The sequence below is a fragment of the Mariniphaga sediminis genome, assembly GCF_003573545.1.
Lineage (GTDB): Bacteria > Bacteroidota > Bacteroidia > Bacteroidales > Prolixibacteraceae > Mariniphaga > Mariniphaga sediminis.
Genome location: NZ_QWET01000016.1, coordinates 19,247 through 37,276 on the forward strand (window position 1 = coordinate 19,247; position 18,030 = coordinate 37,276).

Sequence of the window (18,030 nt, forward strand, 5' to 3'; positions counted from 1 at the left end):
TTCATTCTTTTCTCCGTACTGAAATTTTCAACTCTTCCAATGCTTTTCGCCGTTCTTCTTTAGCCCGTTCCATCACTTCCTGCCGAAGAATATTTCGGCGGTTGCTATTTCGTTCGTTCAGGGTCATCAGCAGGTTTCCCCTGTCTACAGATATCTGGGTACTGCCAGGCTCGTCTCCTGCAAGCACAGAATTCTCTGCCAACCTCGGAAAAATAATTGCTGACGCCGGACATGTCCTTCCACAGGCCGGGCACCTATTTTTGCAGGCCAGCGGATTCACCACGTTCAGGTTTTTCTTATCGAAAGTATAAACCCCAAACAGGCAAAACCGGGCACATCTTCCGCAAAGAGTGCAGCGTTCTTTATCAATTACCGGGAACCAGGCAGGCACATCAAGTTTGGTGGCCCGTGTTTGAAAACGGGCTTCTCCCTGAGCCACACCAAACTCTGTTTCCAGTTTGGACAAAATCTGATTTGCTGTTAATTCTTTAAAATTAAGCACTTCAAAATTGCCAAAATCGATTCCGTTTTGAAGCAACATATTTCTTACCGCGCGCGGATAACAAGCCACTAATATTTTCTGCTGAAATTCTTTGCCAATAGCGTTCAAAACGTCCTTTTCATTAACCGAAAAAGCACACAAATCGTGAAGTTCATACACATGAACATCCTGCTTCTTCAATCCCTCCAGAATATCATTCTGTTTGGTATCAGAAATAACATTGGCACTGCAACGGCAGAAAATTACACACGATTTTTGGCTCATAAGAAATCCAAATGTGAAAGTTAAAGAAAACAAAAATAAACCAAAAGCGGAAACGCAAACAACCCGTTTAAACATCATTAACAATAACAAGCATCAAAATATTTAACAGGTTCTTCCTGCAACAATGAGTTGATTTTCCTGTCGGGATACCTGCTCCGGACCAGAGCATAAGGAAAGTGGTCTGCCAAACCTTTGCGGTTGCAGCAAAAAGCGATGTTGAAGCCTGGCAGAACCGGACAAAACATTCCCGGACAGATACAATATCCGCTATACAGATCTCTGGCCATAATCCGTGAAAAATTGCCCGGTGCCTTTTCGGGAGCCCAGCAAGCATGGAAGCCCATAGGATTGAATAAAAAAACTCCCACCTAAAAGAAAGATGAGAGTCCTTTTTTCCCGATGCCCTTGCCCATCAGGAAGCATCTTATGGTAAACCGTTAATTTGAAGTGCAATTTTCAAATCACACCGTCTGTTATTTTTCAGGAATATTTTCCAGTGTAGCTTTCATAAAATCCCAGAACTTCTGCACGGTTTCTACGTTCACTTTCTCGTCCGGAGAGTGTGGAAAACGAATGGTAGGGCCAAAAGAAATCATGTCCCAACCAGGGTATTTTCCTCCCAAAATCCCACACTCCAACCCGGCATGAATCGCTTTTATTTCCGGTATTTTGCCAAACTTCTCATGATACACCTCCTGCATGGTTTTCAGGATGGCTGAATCCATATTGGGTTTCCAGCCGGGATAAGAACCGGAGAAGGTTACTTTGGCCCCGGCCAGTTCAAATACCGCTTTAATCCGCGAAGCCAGATCTTCCTTAGCCGAGTCAACCGAGCTGCGCATCAATGCGGCACACAGGATGGTTTTCTTTTCCGTATCCGATTTTATAATGGCCAGGTTAGTGGAAGTCTCCACCAAACCTTTCATGCTGTCACTCATCCGGATAACCCCGTTCGGACATGCCACAACCGCCATGGTAAGACTCTCCTGTGTTTTTTTGTCGATTAAAGCTGCCGGAAATTCCGTCTGTTCTATTGTCACCTTTAAATCAGGTTCGGTAGCCGACAGTTCGTGTTTGATGGTTTCAGTCAGCTCATCCACCAGTGCCGCAAAATCAGATACCGATGCCTCACTAACAGCCAAAACACCAAATGCTTCGCGTGGGATAGCATTACGCAAACCTCCGCCATCAATACTTGCCAAACGAACCCCAAGCTTCTCGCCCGCAGCATTCAGAATCCGGAAAAACACTTTATTTGCATTCCCACGACCCAAAGCAATATCCATCCCCGAATGCCCGCCTTTCATGCCGGTTACACTCATTTTTATCCCGGTAAACCCGGCTGGAATTTCTTCCTCCGTATAGGAAAACAGAGCTGTTGCATCTTCACCTCCGGCACAGCCCACATACAGTTCTCCTTCATCTTCCGAATCGGTATTGATTAAAATCTCCCCTTTCAAAACCCCTGCCTTCAGTCCGTTGGCGCCATCCATCCCGGTTTCTTCTGTGGCAGTAAGCAGTACCTCCAATGGCCCGTGCTTCAGATTTTTTGATGACAATACCGCCAATGCCGCAGAAACACCGATTCCATTATCAGCACCGAGAGTAGTTCCATTGGCAGTCACCCATTCACCATCAATAAACGCGTCAATGGGATCGGAAATAAAATCATGTTCTTTGTCACTGTTTTTTTGCGGTACCATATCCAGGTGGCCTTGCAAAATCACTCCTTTCCGGGTTTCCATTCCCGGGGTAGCCGGTTTACGGATAACCACGTTTCCCGCTTCATCTTTCAGGGTTTCCAACCCCAGATTATTCCCAAAACGGACTGCCCAATCCTGTATTTTTTCTTCATGATTGGAAGGTCGTGGAATTTGTAAAATCTGGTCGAAAATGCCCCACACTTCAGCAGGTTGGATATCTTTAATTTTATTCATCTCTTTTTCAAATTTAGAATTTACCGAATATTTTAACGTACAATATTTTAAGTGCCCTACACTCATTTTATTCCGGCTTTTGCCCTGAAGGCAGTTCCAGCCCGTATTTTTGCCTCCTGTCTGCTTTTTTCAGCAAAAAGGAAAGGAAAATGGAAACGACACCGCAAACCACCAGCATAAGTACCGGAATTGTATAATCATACATCATTTCACCGGCACGGATAGCTTCCAGGTTTTGTTTGTTGGCCAAGTCGAGTACGGCACCAATCCCCCAGAAAAAGAGACCCAGCCCCCAGTTCTGCAAGGTAAACATAGTGGCATAAGCAGTGCCCAGACGTTTTTCGGCAACAATTTTTGCCACCGATGGCCACATGGCAGCGGGCACCAGAGAAAAGGCTACTCCCAGAGAAACCAGGCCGAGATACCCCAGTATAACATTGTTGAAAACGGAAAGCGATATGTGCGCAAAAATAAGAAGGAAAGACCCCAGAATCATCAGCGAAGCTGCTTTCCCTTTTTTATCAACATAATTCCCAAAAATGGGAGTAAAAAGAATGGTCCCCAAAGGAATAAGACTTGCTGTTTTTGGGCCGTTTTGCAACCAGAGCGACAACGTGTCGCGCATACTGTAAATAGCCGCATAAAATACAGCAAAAATGACTAAATAAGCAAGCATTTTTCCCGCTGCTGTTTTCCTTTTGGAAGGGATCATAGAAAATGCCAGCCCAAAAATAAATAAGCCTACATAAACCATCGTATTTCCAAAATTGGTACTACCAAAAAGAATAAAATTTCCCTGTCCTTCAGGAAGATTATAGGAGAATCCGAATTTATTGACCAACAAATCGGGCGCATACTGGATAAAAGGAAAAACCCCTGCATAAAAAGTGACACAGAGTAAGGCAATGTATAAAAACGACGAGTTGGTAATTAATTTTATCAAATCTGAAAAACGAAAATCTTCCTCCTCCTCTTCTTCCAAATTATTTCCGGCATTTTGTCCTTTTACCTGGCGATCCAGCTTAATATCAAAAACAATATAAATAAGAAACATAATGAGTGTCAACCCAATCAGGGTTGCTGCAAAAGAAATGGCAGGAGTAACAAACCCTTTCCCGATATCGACCGACAAAGCCATTCCCAAAGCGGTACCCAAACGGCCAAAACCAACATTAATGGCCATGGCCAATGCCAGTTCATATCCTTTAAACCATTTTACAACAGCCCGTGTACACACCACACACACCACTTCGAGCCCGGATCCAAACATGATACGTCCCAATATCATCGTATTGAGCATCACTGATTTATCTTCTCCGAAAAAACCAGCCGACCCCAGGGCCACAATAACTGCCCCCACTGCCGCAAGTCCGCCAAACAGCAGGCCGGCCAGACGCAGGCCCCATTTGTCCAGAATGATTCCTCCCACGATGATCATCCCAAACATATTGGCTATTGTGGTGAAACCGATTAAACGCCCAAACTCCTCACTGGTAAATCCCAGTTCACTTTCCATTAATCCTTTCAGCCCGGAGAAAAAATCCTGAAACCAGTAGGTACTGAACATCAACCCGGAAACAAGAATTAATACGACCCAGCGCAGGGCGACTGAGTCTTTCCAGGTCTTTCCCGACGTATCTTTCTTCATATCAATTAGTTTATTTTGTTTTTTTTAAGTCGGGTAAAAATAAAAAAAATTAAATCCGATAAAAATGACAGGATCAAAAAAGGGTGGCTTGAAAATCAACCACCCTTTTAAGGTATTATTTTTTGGTAACCGATTTTACGGCTCCTGTTTCCGGATGTATCGTTATAGAATAGCCGCCAAAGAGAAGCTCCTCCGGAATGGGGGCAACCTGTCCGAACTGCGGAAGTACAGTACGTGCCGTAACGATCGTTTTCAATTCAAAAATCACGCTCACATCTGCAACAGCCGGCATCCGGTAATAAATGCCGCTTTCCCCGGCATTTGGATTCTCAGAAGCTGCCAACCCTGAATACCCGGATATAAGATCTTTCTCTGGTTCAGTTCGCACCATTACAGGTTTCCCTGAAAGATCAGAAGCCGGCAACACCCCTTTGTCTTCCGAAAAGCGGAAAACCACATCGCCTTTGGCAGAAGAAGAGGCTGGCACAAAATCGAAACTAAACTTTTCTTCCTCATATGTCGTGCGTCCCACGAATAAACTCAGGTAGTCTTTTTCAATCTGTTCCAACTCTTTCAAACTCACCTGGTATGCTACACCGTCAGGGTGAAATTCGTCCATCAGTCCGGCTGCCATATGAAACCGCGCAAGCCGGCATTCCAGGATACGTTTTGCCGCTTCAGCCGCTTTCACATCAGTACTTACCCGCACCGGACGAAAGTTATTGGTTGAATCACCCGGAGTATAAATGGGTGTATCGTTAAAGTTGGAAAACGAAAAGCCGTCCTCTTTCTGATTGGACTCAACAAAGGAATTGGCTTGTACCGGCATACCTGTCACCTGAAGATTGCCCGCATTAATTCCTGCCAGGCATCCGTCGGGAGTCAGGCTCACCAGAAAAGCAGCATCCCCCAGGGCTTTATGTACCTGTTCGGGATCCGGTTCAGAAAAAGTTTCAAGCTTCACCTCATCTATCATCCATCTCACTGAAGACCGGTTACGTGCATCAGAAACCCCCAGCAACTGCTCCGCATAAGGGGCATAAGGACCGGGTTCAAACGTTTCTTTTATGGCTTTAACTTTTAGTCGCAGTCCCGTGCGCGGAAGGGCATAAGCTATTCCTTCCACAAAAACGGGAGCCACATCATCACCCGATTTTTTACTGCGCTGTCCGAGTGCCGGCAATGCCAGCATCACAGCCAAAACAAAAATGAATATCCGCATCTTTCAAACTTTATTTTAAAGACCTAAAAATAGAACTTTTATTGCTCAATACAAGGGAAAAGTTTGAAGGCCCCTTGCAACTAATCTTACCGGAATTAATCGAGATGATCCTCCATTGCATCGAAAAACTCCGACAAAATCATGGCTGTGGCCCCCCAAATTATTTCACCTTCAAAACGGAAACATGGTACCCTTAATACACCGGAAACGGTTTCCAGTTCCGTTTCTTCCAATGCATCTCTGTATTTTAACAGGGGAAAAAGGATTATCTTTTCCACTTCGGCCTCGTTAATACTGAACCGGGGTTTTTCTTTTAACCAGCCTACAAAAGGCCGAATAAGAAAACCGCTTACATCCACAAACAATTCAGACAATGCTCCCAATATCTCAATTCTTTCAGGCTTTATCCCGATCTCTTCATGGGTTTCCCGCAGGGCCGTTTCCATTGCCGTTTCTCCCGGCTCAATTCGTCCGCCGGGGAAAGCCACCTGCCCGGCATGATATTTCATGGTGACAGGCCTTTTTATAAGGCAAATTATTAATTCTTCATTTTCTGAAAATAGTAAAAGAAGGACACTACTGGGTTTCAAACGTTTTTCATCGTCGCGGGCAGCCCGCAGTTTCCGGTTGGGAGGCATCATTCTTTGATGCGATGCTAATCCTCTCAGGTTTCCGGCCAGCGCACGTTTTATTCCTTCAGAAGTGTATTGCATGTATCAGCTCCAAAAAATCAATCAAACCGGATAGTTCTCTCCGGCGAAATTTTACTTACAAAATAACTGGGAATGACCAGCATCAATACAGTGACAACTATCGTCCCGATATTAAGTAACAGCAAGTGAAAAAGCGAAAAGTTCACCGGAACCACATCTACATAATAGGTGGCAGGGTTAAGTTTGAGTACTCTCCCGAAGTGCTGAATAACGATAAAAGCAATCCCCACAGCATTTCCCCACAACATGCCGCGCGAAGTGAGGAAGGCAGAAAGATAAAGAAATACTTTCCGGATACTCCAGTTGGGACTTCCAAGGGCCTTTAGCACACCAATCATTTTACTGCGCTCGAGGATAAGTACCAGTAGACCCGAAATCATATTAAACCCGGCCACCAAAGCCATCAGGAAGAGAATAACCCAAACATTCATATCAAGAATGGAAAGCCAGTCGAAAATCTGAGGGTACTCCCGGGTAATGTTGGTGGTCCGCAGGATGGCGTCATTCTCAATACTGTAATCAAGCACAGCGTTGCGTACCTCCTGTTCAATGGCATCGATGCGGTTAAAATCGGCAATGGTTACTTCAAATCCGCTAATCTGGTCGCTTCGCCAATTGTTAAGGCGCTGCACCTGCTGTAAATCACCCAGAACAAACAGGTTGTCAAACTCCTCAAGGCTTGTGTTGTAAAGGCCGCAAACAGAGAGTTGCAGCATGCGCGGATTGTTTTCATCTTCATTGATAAAATAGAGCACTACTCTATCGCCGACCGAAACATCCAGTAGTTTTGCCACCTGACCGGAAAGCAGAATTTCGTCCGACCGCACAGAATCGTTTATAGCCGGAAGTTCCCCTTCCACCAGGTTATTCCTGAAAAACGTCCAGTCGTAACCGGCATCTGCTCCCTTAAACACAATCCCCTGAATGTATTCATCGGTTTTTATCATACCCGGTTTGGTAGCAAAGGTCTGTACGTTTTTTACACCGTATATGGTTTTCAGTTCTTCGAGAAATGATTGTTTTTTCGATACCGGCAATGTTTCATACGAATTATTCGAATCGAAATTTACCACCTGGATATGAGAGCCGAATCCGATTACCTTGTTACGGATTTCCCTCTTAAATCCGGTTACCACAGCCACCGAAACAATCATCACAGCAAGCCCGAGAGCAATGCCGACCAGTGCAATACGGATTATTTTCTGCGACAAAAATTTCTTGTCGCCTTTTTCAAAAAATAACCTACGTGAAATGAAAAGTTCCGTGTTCATGTCCCGGAAAGATATAACAGATTTATTCAATTTCTTTTGCTACCATCGCTTCGGAGGTAGTTTTCCTTCCGTTGATAAACGGTAATACAAGCAGTGATATTATTCCGATAAGGATAATCATACCCGTCATGGAAGTGTGCGCCACAAAAGCAAAAATAATTCCGTTTTCATTGGCAATTCCATAAAGGGAGAGTGCTTCTTTGGCCATAAAATGCCATGCCCCGATTCCACCCTGCACCGGTGCAACCATTCCAAAACTGGCCAGTACAAAAGTAGTTAACCCGGCCAGTGGCCCCAGGTTGCTCGTAAAGTCGAAAGCAAAAAACACCACGTAAAGCATCAGGTAGTAAAGGGCCCAAATAGCTACTGAATGAAAAAAGAACCATCCCTTTTTGTCAATAGACCGAATGGAAATAAATCCCTCTTTCAGGTTCATCAGGATAGCATAAACCTTCTTGTAGAACAAGGTATGTTTCAGGGTTTTCCAAAAAACAATGGCCAGAACTAACATTCCCACCAGGGCAATTATTAGGATTGGAGATGTCACAACAGCCAAAAGTTTTGCTTCAATTTCAGGGTTGTCGCCTAAAAACTGTAACATGTGCCCAAATTGCGAAAAAATTACAATAACCAGCAACAGCAGCAACGACACCATATCTACTGCCCGTTCGGCCACCACCGTGCCAAGGAGCTTGGTAAACGATATTTTTTCGTACCGGGCCAGCACGCCACAACGCGATATTTCACCCATCCGAGGGAAAGCCATATTCATAAGGTAACCGACCATTACACCCAAAAAAGTATTGATAAAACGCGGCTTGTGACTTATGGGTTCTATCATCAGCCCCCACCGCATGGTACGGCTAATGTGACTAAGCAGGCCAATAAACAAAGAAACAACAATCCAAAAATATTTGACATCGTTTTTTAATACCGTTTTAATACGATCAATGTCCTGATCTTTATAAATAAGCCAAAAAATGAATGCCCCAATGGCAAAAAAAATCAAAAACTTTATGATTTTTAAGGCTATATTCTTCAAAATAAAAAATTTAAGGTGAAACAATTTCCCGGTTTTTAATTCCCTTAATTTTATTAATTTCGGGAGGCAAAAAAATAAAAAAATTGTTTCGGCTGTTCAGTAGCAGACAAAAATATAAATTTGTTTTATTTTTCCCGGCGAAAAGAAAATTTAAGTAGGAACCGAAAATGAGCGAGACGGAGAGTAATGAATATTGTCAGGCCCAAAAAAAAGTTAGGTCAGCATTTTCTAAGGGATCAAAATATTGCCCGAAAAATTGTTGACAACCTGCGGGGCCCCATTCCCGATGTGTTGGAAGTGGGACCCGGTATGGGTGTATTGACCCGTTTTCTGCTGCAACGCCCCGAACTGAATGTGCATGTAGTTGAGATTGACACGGAATCAGTGGAATACCTCAAAACTCATTTCCCCGAACTTCATAATAAAATCTATTCCCATGATTTTCTGAAATGGGAAGCCCGGCAGCTACCCGAGTTATTCAGCATCATCGGAAATTTCCCTTACAATATCTCTTCGCAAATTTTTTTCCGGATACTGGCCTGGCGTCATCGCGTTCCTGAAGTGGTTTGCATGGTGCAAAAGGAGGTGGCCGAGCGTATCAGCGCTCCCCCCGGCAGTAAAACGTATGGAATTTTAAGCGTCTTACTTGGCGCATTTTATAATATTGAATATTTATTTGCCGTTTCTGAGCAGGTTTTTGTCCCTCCCCCGAAAGTAAAATCGGCGGTTATCAGGCTCACTCGCAATCCTGTTGAAGAACTCTCCTGTAACGAGGCCTTGTTCTTTCAAACAGTGAAGGCAGCCTTTAACAAACGACGAAAGATGCTCCGGAATTCCCTGGGAGAAAAAGGGTTGGAATTACCGGAGCCATTCGCCGAAAAACGGCCCGAGCAACTTTCTGTTGCCGATTTTATCGAGTTGACAAAATTGATTCAAAACCTGAAAAAAACAGAAAATGGAATTTGAAATTACCAGGGAATATATTGAGAGGCTCAAAGAGCTTATTGAAGAAAACAATACTCAAGAGCTGAAAGCGACCATGGAACCGCTTCACCCGGCCGACATTGCGGAAGTGATGGACGACCTGACCATAGACGAAGCCAAATCTGTTTACCTTTTACTGGATGGGGAGAAGGCCTCTGATGTATTGATTGAAATTCCCGAAAACGACCGCAGACGTTTTCTGAATGTATTGCCTCCGGAGCTCATTGCCAGTAAATTTATCGAGTACATGGACTCCGACGATGCCGCAGACATTGTGGCCGACCTCGACGAAGACCTTAAACAGGAAGTACTGAGGGAAATTGAGGATACCGAACAGGCTGGTGACATTGTAGATTTGCTGGAATACGAAGAAGATACAGCGGGGGGGATTATGGCTAAAGAGCTGGTGTCAGTCAATGAAAACTGGACAGTGGCTACCTGCCTGAAAGAGATAAGCAAACAGGCCGAAGAAGTGGATGAAATCTACTACATTTATGTGACGGATGACCAGCAACGTTTGAAAGGAGTCCTTTCCTTGAAAAAACTGATTTTGAACTCTACCAACACAAAAATATCCAATCTGTATGAGCCTGATGTAAAAATGGTACGCACCAATACCCGCCAGGAAGAAGTGGCTGAAATAATGGACAAATACGACCTGGTGGCGATCCCGGTAATAGATGATATTGGACGGCTGAAAGGACGAATCACATTCGATGATGTGATTGATTTTGTTCGTGAAGAAGCGGAACGGGATTACCAGATGATCTCGGGTATTACCGGCGATGTGGAACCGGATGACAAACCCTGGGAACTTATCCGTGCACGATTTCCCTGGCTGCTTGTGGGCTTGCTGGGCGGAATAATGGGAGCCCTGGTATTGGGCAGTTACGAATCGGAAATAAGTCATGTAACCGAACTGGCATTTTTTATTCCACTCATTGCGGCTATGGCTGGAAATGTGGGCGTACAATCATCCTCTATTGTGGTACAAAGTATTGCCAGCGGGGTAAAAGATGTGGAAACCACCGGGAAACGCCTGCTAAAAGAGTTAATGGTTTCGTTTGCCACAGCCGCAATATTTGCCATCCTGATTTTTATTTACAACTATTTTGTGCAGGGGAACATCAACCTCACCCTTTCGGTTTCCATTTCCCTGTTTATCGTCATGTTGTATGCTTCCTTTTTCGGAACCCTGATTCCCCTGCTGCTAAACCGCCTCAAAATAGACCCGGCTCTTGCAACCGGCCCGTTTATTACTACAATGAACGACATCCTGGGTTTGTTTATTTATTTTGGAGTGGGAAAAATGTTTTTTGATTTTCTGTAAAACCATCTTTTACAATGGAGAAAATTATTATTGGCAGAAAGGATAAAGCTGATTTTAAACAGCTCGAACTGGAAGGAATCGATGTAAAAATTGACTCCGGAGCCTATACTTCCAGTTTCCATTGCCACCATATCGAACGGTTTGAGAAAAGTGGAACAGCATGGGTAAAATGTCACTTCCTCGATCCGGAACACCCTCTCTATCACGAAAAAGAGTTTATTTTTAAGGCATTTAAAATACGCAGGGTAAAAAGCTCCAACGGCGCAGTAGAAGAACGGATATCTATTCAGACTGAAATTTTTCTGTTTGGCAAACACTATCCTATTGAACTGACGCTTACTGAGCGGGCAGAAATGAAATACCCGGTATTATTGGGACGAAAATTTATTTCAAAAAAATTTTTAATCGATACCTCCCGAAAAAACCTTTCTTTTAAAGGCCAAACCGTGAAGGTAAAAGAAGTTTCATAATCTAAAAGAAAAATGAAGATTGCCATATTGTCACGCAACCCGAACTTATACTCTACAAGAAGGTTGTACGAGGCCGGAATCCAACGAAAACACGAAATACTTGTAGTGGATCACACCAAATGCGACCTCATTATTGAAAAACGAAACCCGGTAATTATCTATAGAGGAAAAAAGCTGGAGCACATAGATGCGGTAATCCCACGTATTGGCGCGTCGGTAACTTTTTACGGTACGGCAGTGGTACGCCAGTTTGAAATGATGAAAGTATTTACCGCCATCGAATCGCAGGCACTGCTGCGTTCACGCGATAAACTGCGCAGTCTGCAGATATTATCAAGGGCCGGACTGGGCCTCCCGAAAACAGTTTTCACCAACTATTCGCGTAATGTAAAAGACATTGTAAAAGGAGCGGGAGGCGCCCCTGTGGTGGTAAAACTACTGGAAGGAACCCAGGGGCTGGGGGTGGTACTGGCAGAAACAGACAATGCTGCCGAATCAGTTATTGACGCATTTAACGGACTAAAGGTCAGAGTGATTGTGCAGGAATTCATTAAGGAAGCCCAGGGCGCCGACATCCGTGCGTTTGTAGTGGATGGCGTGGTTGTGGGCGCCATGAAACGACAGGCCCGAAAGGGTGAATTCCGCTCGAACCTCCACCGCGGTGGCACCGCCCAGGTAATTGATCTTACGGAAGAAGAAGAAAACGCTGCGCTTAAAGCGGCAAGGGTCATGGGCCTCGGCATTTGCGGGGTGGACATGCTGCAATCCAGCCACGGACCACTCATTCTTGAAGTCAATTCCTCACCGGGCCTTGAAGGCATAGAAAAAGCCACAGGTAAAAATATTGCCAAAAGTATTATCCGCTATGTAGAACGCCATGTTTAGCTGAAGGTATGAAACAAATCAGAAAATCCATTACCATTTTGGGAGAAGAAATACTTCCCGGGCGCAAAAAAATTCTGAACCTCGACACCGCGCGCCTGCATACCTACACCAAACTGGAAGTTCCGGTGGTGGTGGAACGCGCCAAAGCTGATGGCCCCGGACTGCTGCTGCTTGCCGGCATTCATGGGAATGAACTGAACGGAGTGGAAATTGTAAGGGAATTACTCGCAAAAAAATACACCAAACCCGATGCCGGAATGGTTATCTCGATTCCTACGGTCAATATATTCGGATTTATTAACCAAACCCGCGAGTTCCCTGACGGGAAAGATTTGAACCGGGCCTTCCCCGGCTCCAGAAAGGGGTCGCTGGCAAGTATTTTTGCCCATCATCTGATGAATGAAATTTTGCCCCATGTGGATTACTGCATCGACTTTCACACGGGCGGCGCCCGCCGGTTCAACTCGTCTCAGATCCGCATCTCGCGGGATAACGAAGAACTCCTTGGACTGGCCAAAATTTTTAATCCGCGGTTTATCGTGTATGCCGCCCAGCGCGAAAAGTCGTTTCGGGAGGCTGCCACAAAAACCGGTAAAAAAGTGTTGCTTTTCGAGGGGGGTAAATCACACGATTTTAACCAACGGATTACCATGCGCGGCGTAACCGGTACACTCCGGTTAATGCAACATTTAGGCGTGCGCGGTTTCCCGGAAGAATTGGACAAAAACATCTTTCCGCCGCCGGTAATGGTTAAAAATTCAACATGGATCAGGGCACGCCAGGGAGGGCTCTTCCGCTTTTTTGTAAAAGACGGTTCCAAAGTGGAAAAAGGCCAGGTAGTAGGCACTGTTTCCGATCCTTACGGGAAATACGAGTTTAAAGTAAAAATGCCGCAATGCGGTTATATTATTGGACTAAACCATGCACCGGTAGTTTACAAAGGCGATGCATTGTTGCATTTAGGGGTGATTTGACAAAATTCCCGGTGATAGCTAACTCGTAGATTTAGCCCGGAATACAATAAATCTTTAGCTGAAAATAGAAAATTCATTCGGGTTCTACAATATGCTGTACAATACAATTTGGGCATAAAAAAAGAGATGAAAAGCCCCTCACTCAGTACGATTCCTGCCTCTATATTCCGGAACAAAAAAGAGTATCCTCCCAAAAAAATCTCTTTGGGAGGATACTCTTTTTTTATCGTTTCGCAGTAACTTGAACCGATAAGTAAGACCCAAATAAAATGGGCTATTTCTCTAGCTTCAAATAAGCTTCTTTAATCTCATTGTACGTTTCATCGCTAATGCGGAACAAGGGTGAACGCAGTTCATTTTTTATCAATCCCCGGATATTGAGCAGGGCTTTTATCCCACCGGGATTTCCTTCCTTAAATAACAGCTTAAAAAGATCAATCATATCAAAATGCAGGGCAAGAGCCTCATCATACTTTCCATCCAGTGCACTATGAGTCAGTTTGCTCAGTTTCCCGGGAAGGGCATTGCCAATAACAGAAATTACCCCGGCCCCGCCAATGGAAAAAATAGGCAACGCAAGCACATCATCTCCTGAAATAACCGCAAAATGTTCAGGTGTGTATTTATTAATCCGGGTAATTTGCGAAAGGATACCGGAAGCCTCTTTCACGGCAACAATATTTTCCGAAGCTTCTGCCAGGCGCACAACGGTTTCTGCTTCCAGATTTACACCGGTGCGGGTAGGTACATTGTACAAAATAATGGGCACCGGACTGGCTTTGGCTATGGTCAGATAATGCCGAAACATCCCTTCCTGCGAGGGTTTATTGTAATAAGGAGTCACTATCAGCAATCCGCTCACTCCGCTAAAATCAAATTCGTCGATTTGCTTAATAATTTTCCGGGTATCATTGCCGCCCATACCAACCACAACCGGTAAACCCGAGGAATGGTCCTTTATATATTTTACCACCTCCGTTTTTTCATGCGAAGTTAGTGTAGGGGTTTCTGCGGTAGTTCCCAATGCCACGAGATAATCAGATCCTTCCCTGGCCTGCTCATCGAGAATTTTCCCCAACGCGTCAAAATCAACCGTATCGTTTTCAGTGAACGGCGTAATGAGCGCCACACCCGCGCCCCTAAATTGATGATTCATCATAAAGCTTTTTATTAAGTTGCCCAAGATAAAAAATTTGCTGCTTGGCAAGATACAATGCATCCTGTTTCATGCCAATATTAATATTCAGATCGAAAAAGTTAGCATCATCCGGCGACCATCCTACTTTAAACCGGGCTCTGCTGAGAGCCGTAAGATAGTTAAGTACAAGGGTTTGCTCCAAAGCAATGTTCAATAACAAATCGTATTCTATTTTTATAAAATCGTCGGCAGGCCCGTTTTTTGGCAGGCCCATCCAGTTAAGGTCCTTTTGCGTAATAATATTGGTTCCGGCATCTGCAACGGCATTCGACGGGTAAACACAAAGATTTCTAAAAATAACCTGCTCACGCAAAAAATGATCATGAAGGTATTGAAATGCCTCTTTTTGTGATGGTTGCCACAAAACACAAACCTTCCTGACCGAATCAGGATTTGGCAACTCCACCCGGCGGTTAACCGCCGCGGCTTTTTTCCGGAGTTTCCGGCAGGCATATTTTTCAATCAGTTTCATGGTGGCGCAAAGTTAATGAATTGCAAAGAAGAAATATTATCCGTCAAGCATCTTCAAAAATTCATCTTCGGAAATGATGGAGATTCCAAGCTTGTTAGCCTTCTCCAGCTTGCTTGGCCCCATATTATCCCCGGCAAGCAAATAATTTGTTTTTTTTGAAATAGACCCTACATTTTTCCCCCCGTTTTGTTCAATCAGTTGTTTCAGCTCGTCCCGGGAATGTTTTTCAAATGTACCGGAAATAACAATGCTCAGTCCTTTCAGCTTATCGGTCCGGTTGCTCAGTTTATCTTCACTCACCTGGAACTGAAGACCTTGCTTTTTCAGAAAGTCAACCATTCCCAGATGTTCCGGTTTCGAGAAGAATTCGATAATGCTCTCAGCAATTCGATCGCCGATCTCATCAATCTCCACGAGCTCCTCTTTTGTTTTTTGAATCAGGTTATCTATGGTATGTACCTCATTCGTCAGTTTCTTTGCCACTGTTTCGCCTACGTAGCGGATTCCCAAAGCAAAAAGGACACGTTCAAACGGCGCCTCTTTCGATGCCGTCAGCCCATCAAGAATACGCTGTGCTGACTTTTCGCCCAGCCGTTCAAGTACTGACAGCTGCTCTTTTTTTAACAGGTAAAGGTCAGCAATACTTTTGGCCAGCCCTGTATTGTAAAGCAACTCGATGGTTTCCTGCCCCAGCCCGTCAATGTCCATGGCCTTGCGGCTCACAAAATGTTCCATTTTGCCTTTTATTTGCGGCGGACAACCTGTTTCATTGGGACAATAATGTGCTGCCTCCCCCTCGCTACGTACCAAAGTTGTTTCACACTCCGGGCATTTCTCAATAAAAATAACCGGCTGTGCCATCGGATGTCTTTTCTCTGCGTCAACTCCCGTTATTTTGGGAATAATTTCACCTCCCTTTTCCACAAACACCGTGTCGTCCAAATGCAAATCCAGGTTTTTTATTATATCGGCATTGTGTAACGAAGCCCTTTTCACCACGGTTCCAGCAATCTGTACCGGGTCGAGGTTGGCCACCGGCGTTACTGCACCCGTTCGTCCAACCTGATAAGAAACAGACCGCAATACCGTTGCAACGTTTTCCGCCTTAAACTTATAGGCAATGGCCCATCGTGGCGATTTGGCCGTAAAGCCCAGTTCTTCCTGCAAATTCCGCGAGTTTACTTTTATAACCACGCCATCGGTAGCAACCGGTACCTTGTGGCGCTCCACATCCCACTTGGAAATATAAGCGAAAACCTCATCCAGGCTTCGACACAGTTGAGTGGCTTCTGAAATTTTAAAACCCCATTCACCGGCTTGCTGCAGGTTTTCGAAGTGTCCTTCGGCCGGAAGGGTATCGCCCATCAACGAATAGAAATAAGCGTCCAACTTTCTGGATGCTACCACAGAAGGATTCAGCATTTTTAAAGTGCCGGCAGCCGTATTCCGGGGATTGGCAAGAAGTGGCTCTCCTGCCTCTTCCCGTTCTTTATTCAGTTCATCAAAAACATGAAAAGGCATTACAATCTCTCCCCTTATTTCGAATATTTCGGGATATCCCTCTCCCCTCAGCGTAAGCGGAATGGAGCGGATGGTACGTACATTTACAGTAACATCGTCGCCTTTAACCCCATCGCCACGGGTAACAGCCCGAACCAGTTTTCCTTTTTCGTAAAGCAAACTGATAGAAGAGCCATCAAATTTTAGCTCGCAAACATATTCAAAATCTTCGCCAATAAGTTTTTTTATCCGGTTGTCGAAATCCCTGAGCTCTCCTTCAGAATATGCATTGCTAAGCGACAGCATCGGATAGCGATGTTCCACCTGATCGAATGCCTTGCTGATGTCGCTTCCCACGCGCTGTGTGGGTGAATACGGGTCGGCAAATTCCGGAAACTCCGCTTCCAGCCTCTCCAGTTCACGAAGTTTCATATCAAAATCATAATCACTTATCTCAGGTTGAGCCAGAACATAATACTTGTAATTATGATCTTCCAGTTCTTTACGCAACCCGGCTATTTTTCTATAAGCTTCTTCACGTTCCATTCGTCAGCAATTAATCGTATTTCAGGTGTGATAAAAATGAATGACACACGGCTAAAATACGTAAGATTTTTCATTCACATTAAACAATGGGAGGTGATTTTCTTTTATAGTAATGAAGACACAAACAGATTCAACGCAAACAGCGAAAAATGAAAGATGATGCAGATGATCTTATTGCCAGGCATCATTTAACGGAGAAACACAAGCTGGTTCTGTACGTATAACTCTCCAAAGAAAAAGTTGAGTATAATGAAGCAACGAATTTTTTCCCCCGGTTACCTTTTTTTATTCCTCCTCCCGTTGTTTTCATGCGGGCAAAACAGCGATCCTTTTTTTATGCTGCGAAACCGGATGGTAAAAACACAGATAGAAGCCCGTGGAATTGCCGATAAAAAACTACTGGAAGCCTTTCGCAACGTGGAGCGCCATAAATTTGTCCTGCCGGAATACATTCCTTATGCTTACAATGATTCGCCCCTGCCTATTGAGGAAGAGCAAACCATTTCACAACCCTACATTGTGGCATTTATGACCGATGCACTGAATCTGGGAAAAACCGATAAAGTGCTTGAAATTGGTACAGGCTCAGGCTACCAGGCAGCTATTCTGGCTGAGTTGAGCGATTCGGTTTACACCATTGAAATTTTTGAAAACCTGGGAAACAAGGCCCGTAAATTATTCTCCGAACTCGGATACAAAAATATTTGGTGCAAAGTGGGCGACGGATTTCAGGGGTGGCCTGAACATGCCCCTTTCGATGCCATTATTGTGACCTGCGCCCCCACTAAAATTCCGGAACCACTTCAGGAACAACTGGCAGAAGGCGGACGAATGATCATCCCGGTGGGAAGTAGCCCGGTTCAGCATTTGGTCCTCCTGAAAAAAAGAAAAGGAAAAATCAGGGAAGAACGTGTTTTACCTGTACGTTTTGTTCCCATGATTGATACTTCCGGGAAAAAATATTGACATTTTACTGGTGGGCTACCCCAAAATCCTTTATCTTTTCCGGAAGAAAAACAGAACCTGAATGGAACTCAAAAGAGACATAAAGATTTGATTAACGCGGAGAGAG

Annotated in this window: 16 protein-coding genes; 6 read left to right on the top strand and 10 right to left on the bottom strand. The window is 44.5% G+C overall.

The annotated features are described in order from the left end of the window. Window position 1: 1 nt before the first annotated feature. From D1164_RS17655 to D1164_RS17690, 7 genes are all read right to left on the bottom strand, one after another. The gene (locus D1164_RS17655; protein ID WP_172594513.1) at window positions 2-766 is read right to left on the bottom strand and encodes a 4Fe-4S binding protein; all 765 of its coding nucleotides are present in this window, start codon (window positions 764-766) and stop codon (window positions 2-4) included. Window positions 767-1,239: 473 nt separating this feature from the next. Then, on the bottom strand, window positions 1,240-2,703 hold the full coding sequence (locus D1164_RS17665; protein WP_119351311.1) for an aminoacyl-histidine dipeptidase: 1,464 nt from the start codon (window positions 2,701-2,703) through the stop codon (window positions 1,240-1,242). A 67-nt stretch (window positions 2,704-2,770) separates the two neighbouring features. Beyond that, entirely contained in the window at window positions 2,771-4,351 is a 1,581-nt protein-coding gene (locus D1164_RS17670) for an MFS transporter (protein ID WP_119351229.1), read from the bottom strand. A gap of 115 nt (window positions 4,352-4,466) precedes the next feature. Continuing rightward, window positions 4,467-5,573 (bottom strand): DUF4831 family protein, encoded by a 1,107-nt coding sequence (locus tag D1164_RS17675; RefSeq protein WP_119351230.1) that lies wholly within the window; start codon window positions 5,571-5,573, stop codon window positions 4,467-4,469. A gap of 95 nt (window positions 5,574-5,668) precedes the next feature. After that, the gene (locus D1164_RS17680) at window positions 5,669-6,286 is read right to left on the bottom strand and encodes an NUDIX hydrolase (protein WP_119351231.1); all 618 of its coding nucleotides are present in this window, start codon (window positions 6,284-6,286) and stop codon (window positions 5,669-5,671) included. A gap of 17 nt (window positions 6,287-6,303) precedes the next feature. Further along, window positions 6,304-7,557 carry an ABC transporter permease gene (locus D1164_RS17685; protein WP_119351232.1) on the bottom strand — a complete coding sequence of 418 codons (1,254 nt, stop codon included), beginning with the start codon at window positions 7,555-7,557 and terminating at the stop codon, window positions 6,304-6,306. A gap of 22 nt (window positions 7,558-7,579) precedes the next feature. Further along, complete coding sequence (locus D1164_RS17690; RefSeq protein ID WP_172594514.1) at window positions 7,580-8,599, bottom strand: lysylphosphatidylglycerol synthase transmembrane domain-containing protein; 1,020 nt, start codon at window positions 8,597-8,599, stop codon at window positions 7,580-7,582. A 186-nt stretch (window positions 8,600-8,785) separates the two neighbouring features. Between D1164_RS17690 and rsmA the strand changes: the two genes are divergently transcribed. From rsmA to D1164_RS17715, 5 genes are read left to right on the top strand one after another with little or no spacing between them, the layout of a single operon-like run. Further along, window positions 8,786-9,565: a 16S rRNA (adenine(1518)-N(6)/adenine(1519)-N(6))-dimethyltransferase RsmA gene (gene rsmA, locus D1164_RS17695; RefSeq protein ID WP_119351234.1), complete on the top strand. Its 780-nt coding sequence runs from the start codon at window positions 8,786-8,788 to the stop codon at window positions 9,563-9,565. Further along, on the top strand, window positions 9,555-10,913 hold the full coding sequence (gene mgtE, locus D1164_RS17700) for a magnesium transporter (RefSeq protein WP_119351235.1): 1,359 nt from the start codon (window positions 9,555-9,557) through the stop codon (window positions 10,911-10,913). The genes rsmA and mgtE overlap by 11 nt, the downstream gene beginning before the upstream one ends. Window positions 10,914-10,927: 14 nt before the next feature. Then, window positions 10,928-11,383: an ATP-dependent zinc protease family protein gene (locus D1164_RS17705; RefSeq protein WP_119351236.1), complete on the top strand. Its 456-nt coding sequence runs from the start codon at window positions 10,928-10,930 to the stop codon at window positions 11,381-11,383. Between the two features lie 12 nt (window positions 11,384-11,395). Further along, on the top strand, window positions 11,396-12,268 hold the full coding sequence (rimK, locus tag D1164_RS17710) for a 30S ribosomal protein S6--L-glutamate ligase (protein ID WP_119351237.1): 873 nt from the start codon (window positions 11,396-11,398) through the stop codon (window positions 12,266-12,268). An 8-nt stretch (window positions 12,269-12,276) separates the two neighbouring features. Further along, entirely contained in the window at window positions 12,277-13,242 is a 966-nt protein-coding gene (locus D1164_RS17715; protein ID WP_119351238.1) for a succinylglutamate desuccinylase/aspartoacylase family protein, read from the top strand. A 274-nt stretch (window positions 13,243-13,516) separates the two neighbouring features. Here the strand turns inward: D1164_RS17715 and dapA are convergent, their stop codons facing one another. From dapA to ligA, 3 genes are read right to left on the bottom strand one after another with little or no spacing between them, the layout of a single operon-like run. Beyond that, on the bottom strand, window positions 13,517-14,401 hold the full coding sequence (gene dapA / locus D1164_RS17720; protein WP_206611057.1) for a 4-hydroxy-tetrahydrodipicolinate synthase: 885 nt from the start codon (window positions 14,399-14,401) through the stop codon (window positions 13,517-13,519). Beyond that, window positions 14,382-14,912 carry a DUF6913 domain-containing protein gene (locus tag D1164_RS17725; protein ID WP_119351239.1) on the bottom strand — a complete coding sequence of 177 codons (531 nt, stop codon included), beginning with the start codon at window positions 14,910-14,912 and terminating at the stop codon, window positions 14,382-14,384. The genes dapA and D1164_RS17725 overlap by 20 nt, the downstream gene beginning before the upstream one ends. A 36-nt stretch (window positions 14,913-14,948) precedes the next feature. Beyond that, window positions 14,949-16,958 carry an NAD-dependent DNA ligase LigA gene (ligA, locus tag D1164_RS17730; protein WP_119351240.1) on the bottom strand — a complete coding sequence of 670 codons (2,010 nt, stop codon included), beginning with the start codon at window positions 16,956-16,958 and terminating at the stop codon, window positions 14,949-14,951. A 249-nt stretch (window positions 16,959-17,207) separates the two neighbouring features. On the opposite strand from ligA, the gene D1164_RS17735 reads away from it, so the two are divergent. Then, window positions 17,208-17,924: a protein-L-isoaspartate(D-aspartate) O-methyltransferase gene (locus tag D1164_RS17735; RefSeq protein WP_241558298.1), complete on the top strand. Its 717-nt coding sequence runs from the start codon at window positions 17,208-17,210 to the stop codon at window positions 17,922-17,924. Window positions 17,925-18,030 lie beyond the last annotated feature (106 nt).

Excerpts from the sequence above, each read along its gene's own strand:
- D1164_RS17655 (WP_172594513.1), bottom strand. The coding sequence starts at position 766 with ATGAGCCAAAAATCGTGTGTAATTTTCTGCCGTTGCAGTGCCAATGTT.
- D1164_RS17715 (WP_119351238.1), top strand. The coding sequence starts at position 12,277 with ATGAAACAAATCAGAAAATCCATTACCATTTTGGGAGAAGAAATACTT.
- D1164_RS17735 (WP_241558298.1), top strand. The coding sequence starts at position 17,208 with ATGAAGCAACGAATTTTTTCCCCCGGTTACCTTTTTTTATTCCTCCTC.
- D1164_RS17675 (WP_119351230.1), bottom strand. The coding sequence starts at position 5,573 with ATGCGGATATTCATTTTTGTTTTGGCTGTGATGCTGGCATTGCCGGCA.
- rimK (WP_119351237.1), top strand. The coding sequence starts at position 11,396 with ATGAAGATTGCCATATTGTCACGCAACCCGAACTTATACTCTACAAGA.
- dapA (WP_206611057.1), bottom strand. The coding sequence starts at position 14,401 with ATGATGAATCATCAATTTAGGGGCGCGGGTGTGGCGCTCATTACGCCG.
- D1164_RS17670 (WP_119351229.1), bottom strand. The coding sequence starts at position 4,351 with ATGAAGAAAGATACGTCGGGAAAGACCTGGAAAGACTCAGTCGCCCTG.
- ligA (WP_119351240.1), bottom strand. The coding sequence starts at position 16,958 with ATGGAACGTGAAGAAGCTTATAGAAAAATAGCCGGGTTGCGTAAAGAA.
- D1164_RS17725 (WP_119351239.1), bottom strand. The coding sequence starts at position 14,912 with ATGAAACTGATTGAAAAATATGCCTGCCGGAAACTCCGGAAAAAAGCC.
- D1164_RS17665 (WP_119351311.1), bottom strand. The coding sequence starts at position 2,703 with ATGAATAAAATTAAAGATATCCAACCTGCTGAAGTGTGGGGCATTTTC.
- D1164_RS17685 (WP_119351232.1), bottom strand. The coding sequence starts at position 7,557 with ATGAACACGGAACTTTTCATTTCACGTAGGTTATTTTTTGAAAAAGGC.
- D1164_RS17705 (WP_119351236.1), top strand. The coding sequence starts at position 10,928 with ATGGAGAAAATTATTATTGGCAGAAAGGATAAAGCTGATTTTAAACAG.
- rsmA (WP_119351234.1), top strand. The coding sequence starts at position 8,786 with ATGAATATTGTCAGGCCCAAAAAAAAGTTAGGTCAGCATTTTCTAAGG.
- mgtE (WP_119351235.1), top strand. The coding sequence starts at position 9,555 with ATGGAATTTGAAATTACCAGGGAATATATTGAGAGGCTCAAAGAGCTT.
- D1164_RS17680 (WP_119351231.1), bottom strand. The coding sequence starts at position 6,286 with ATGCAATACACTTCTGAAGGAATAAAACGTGCGCTGGCCGGAAACCTG.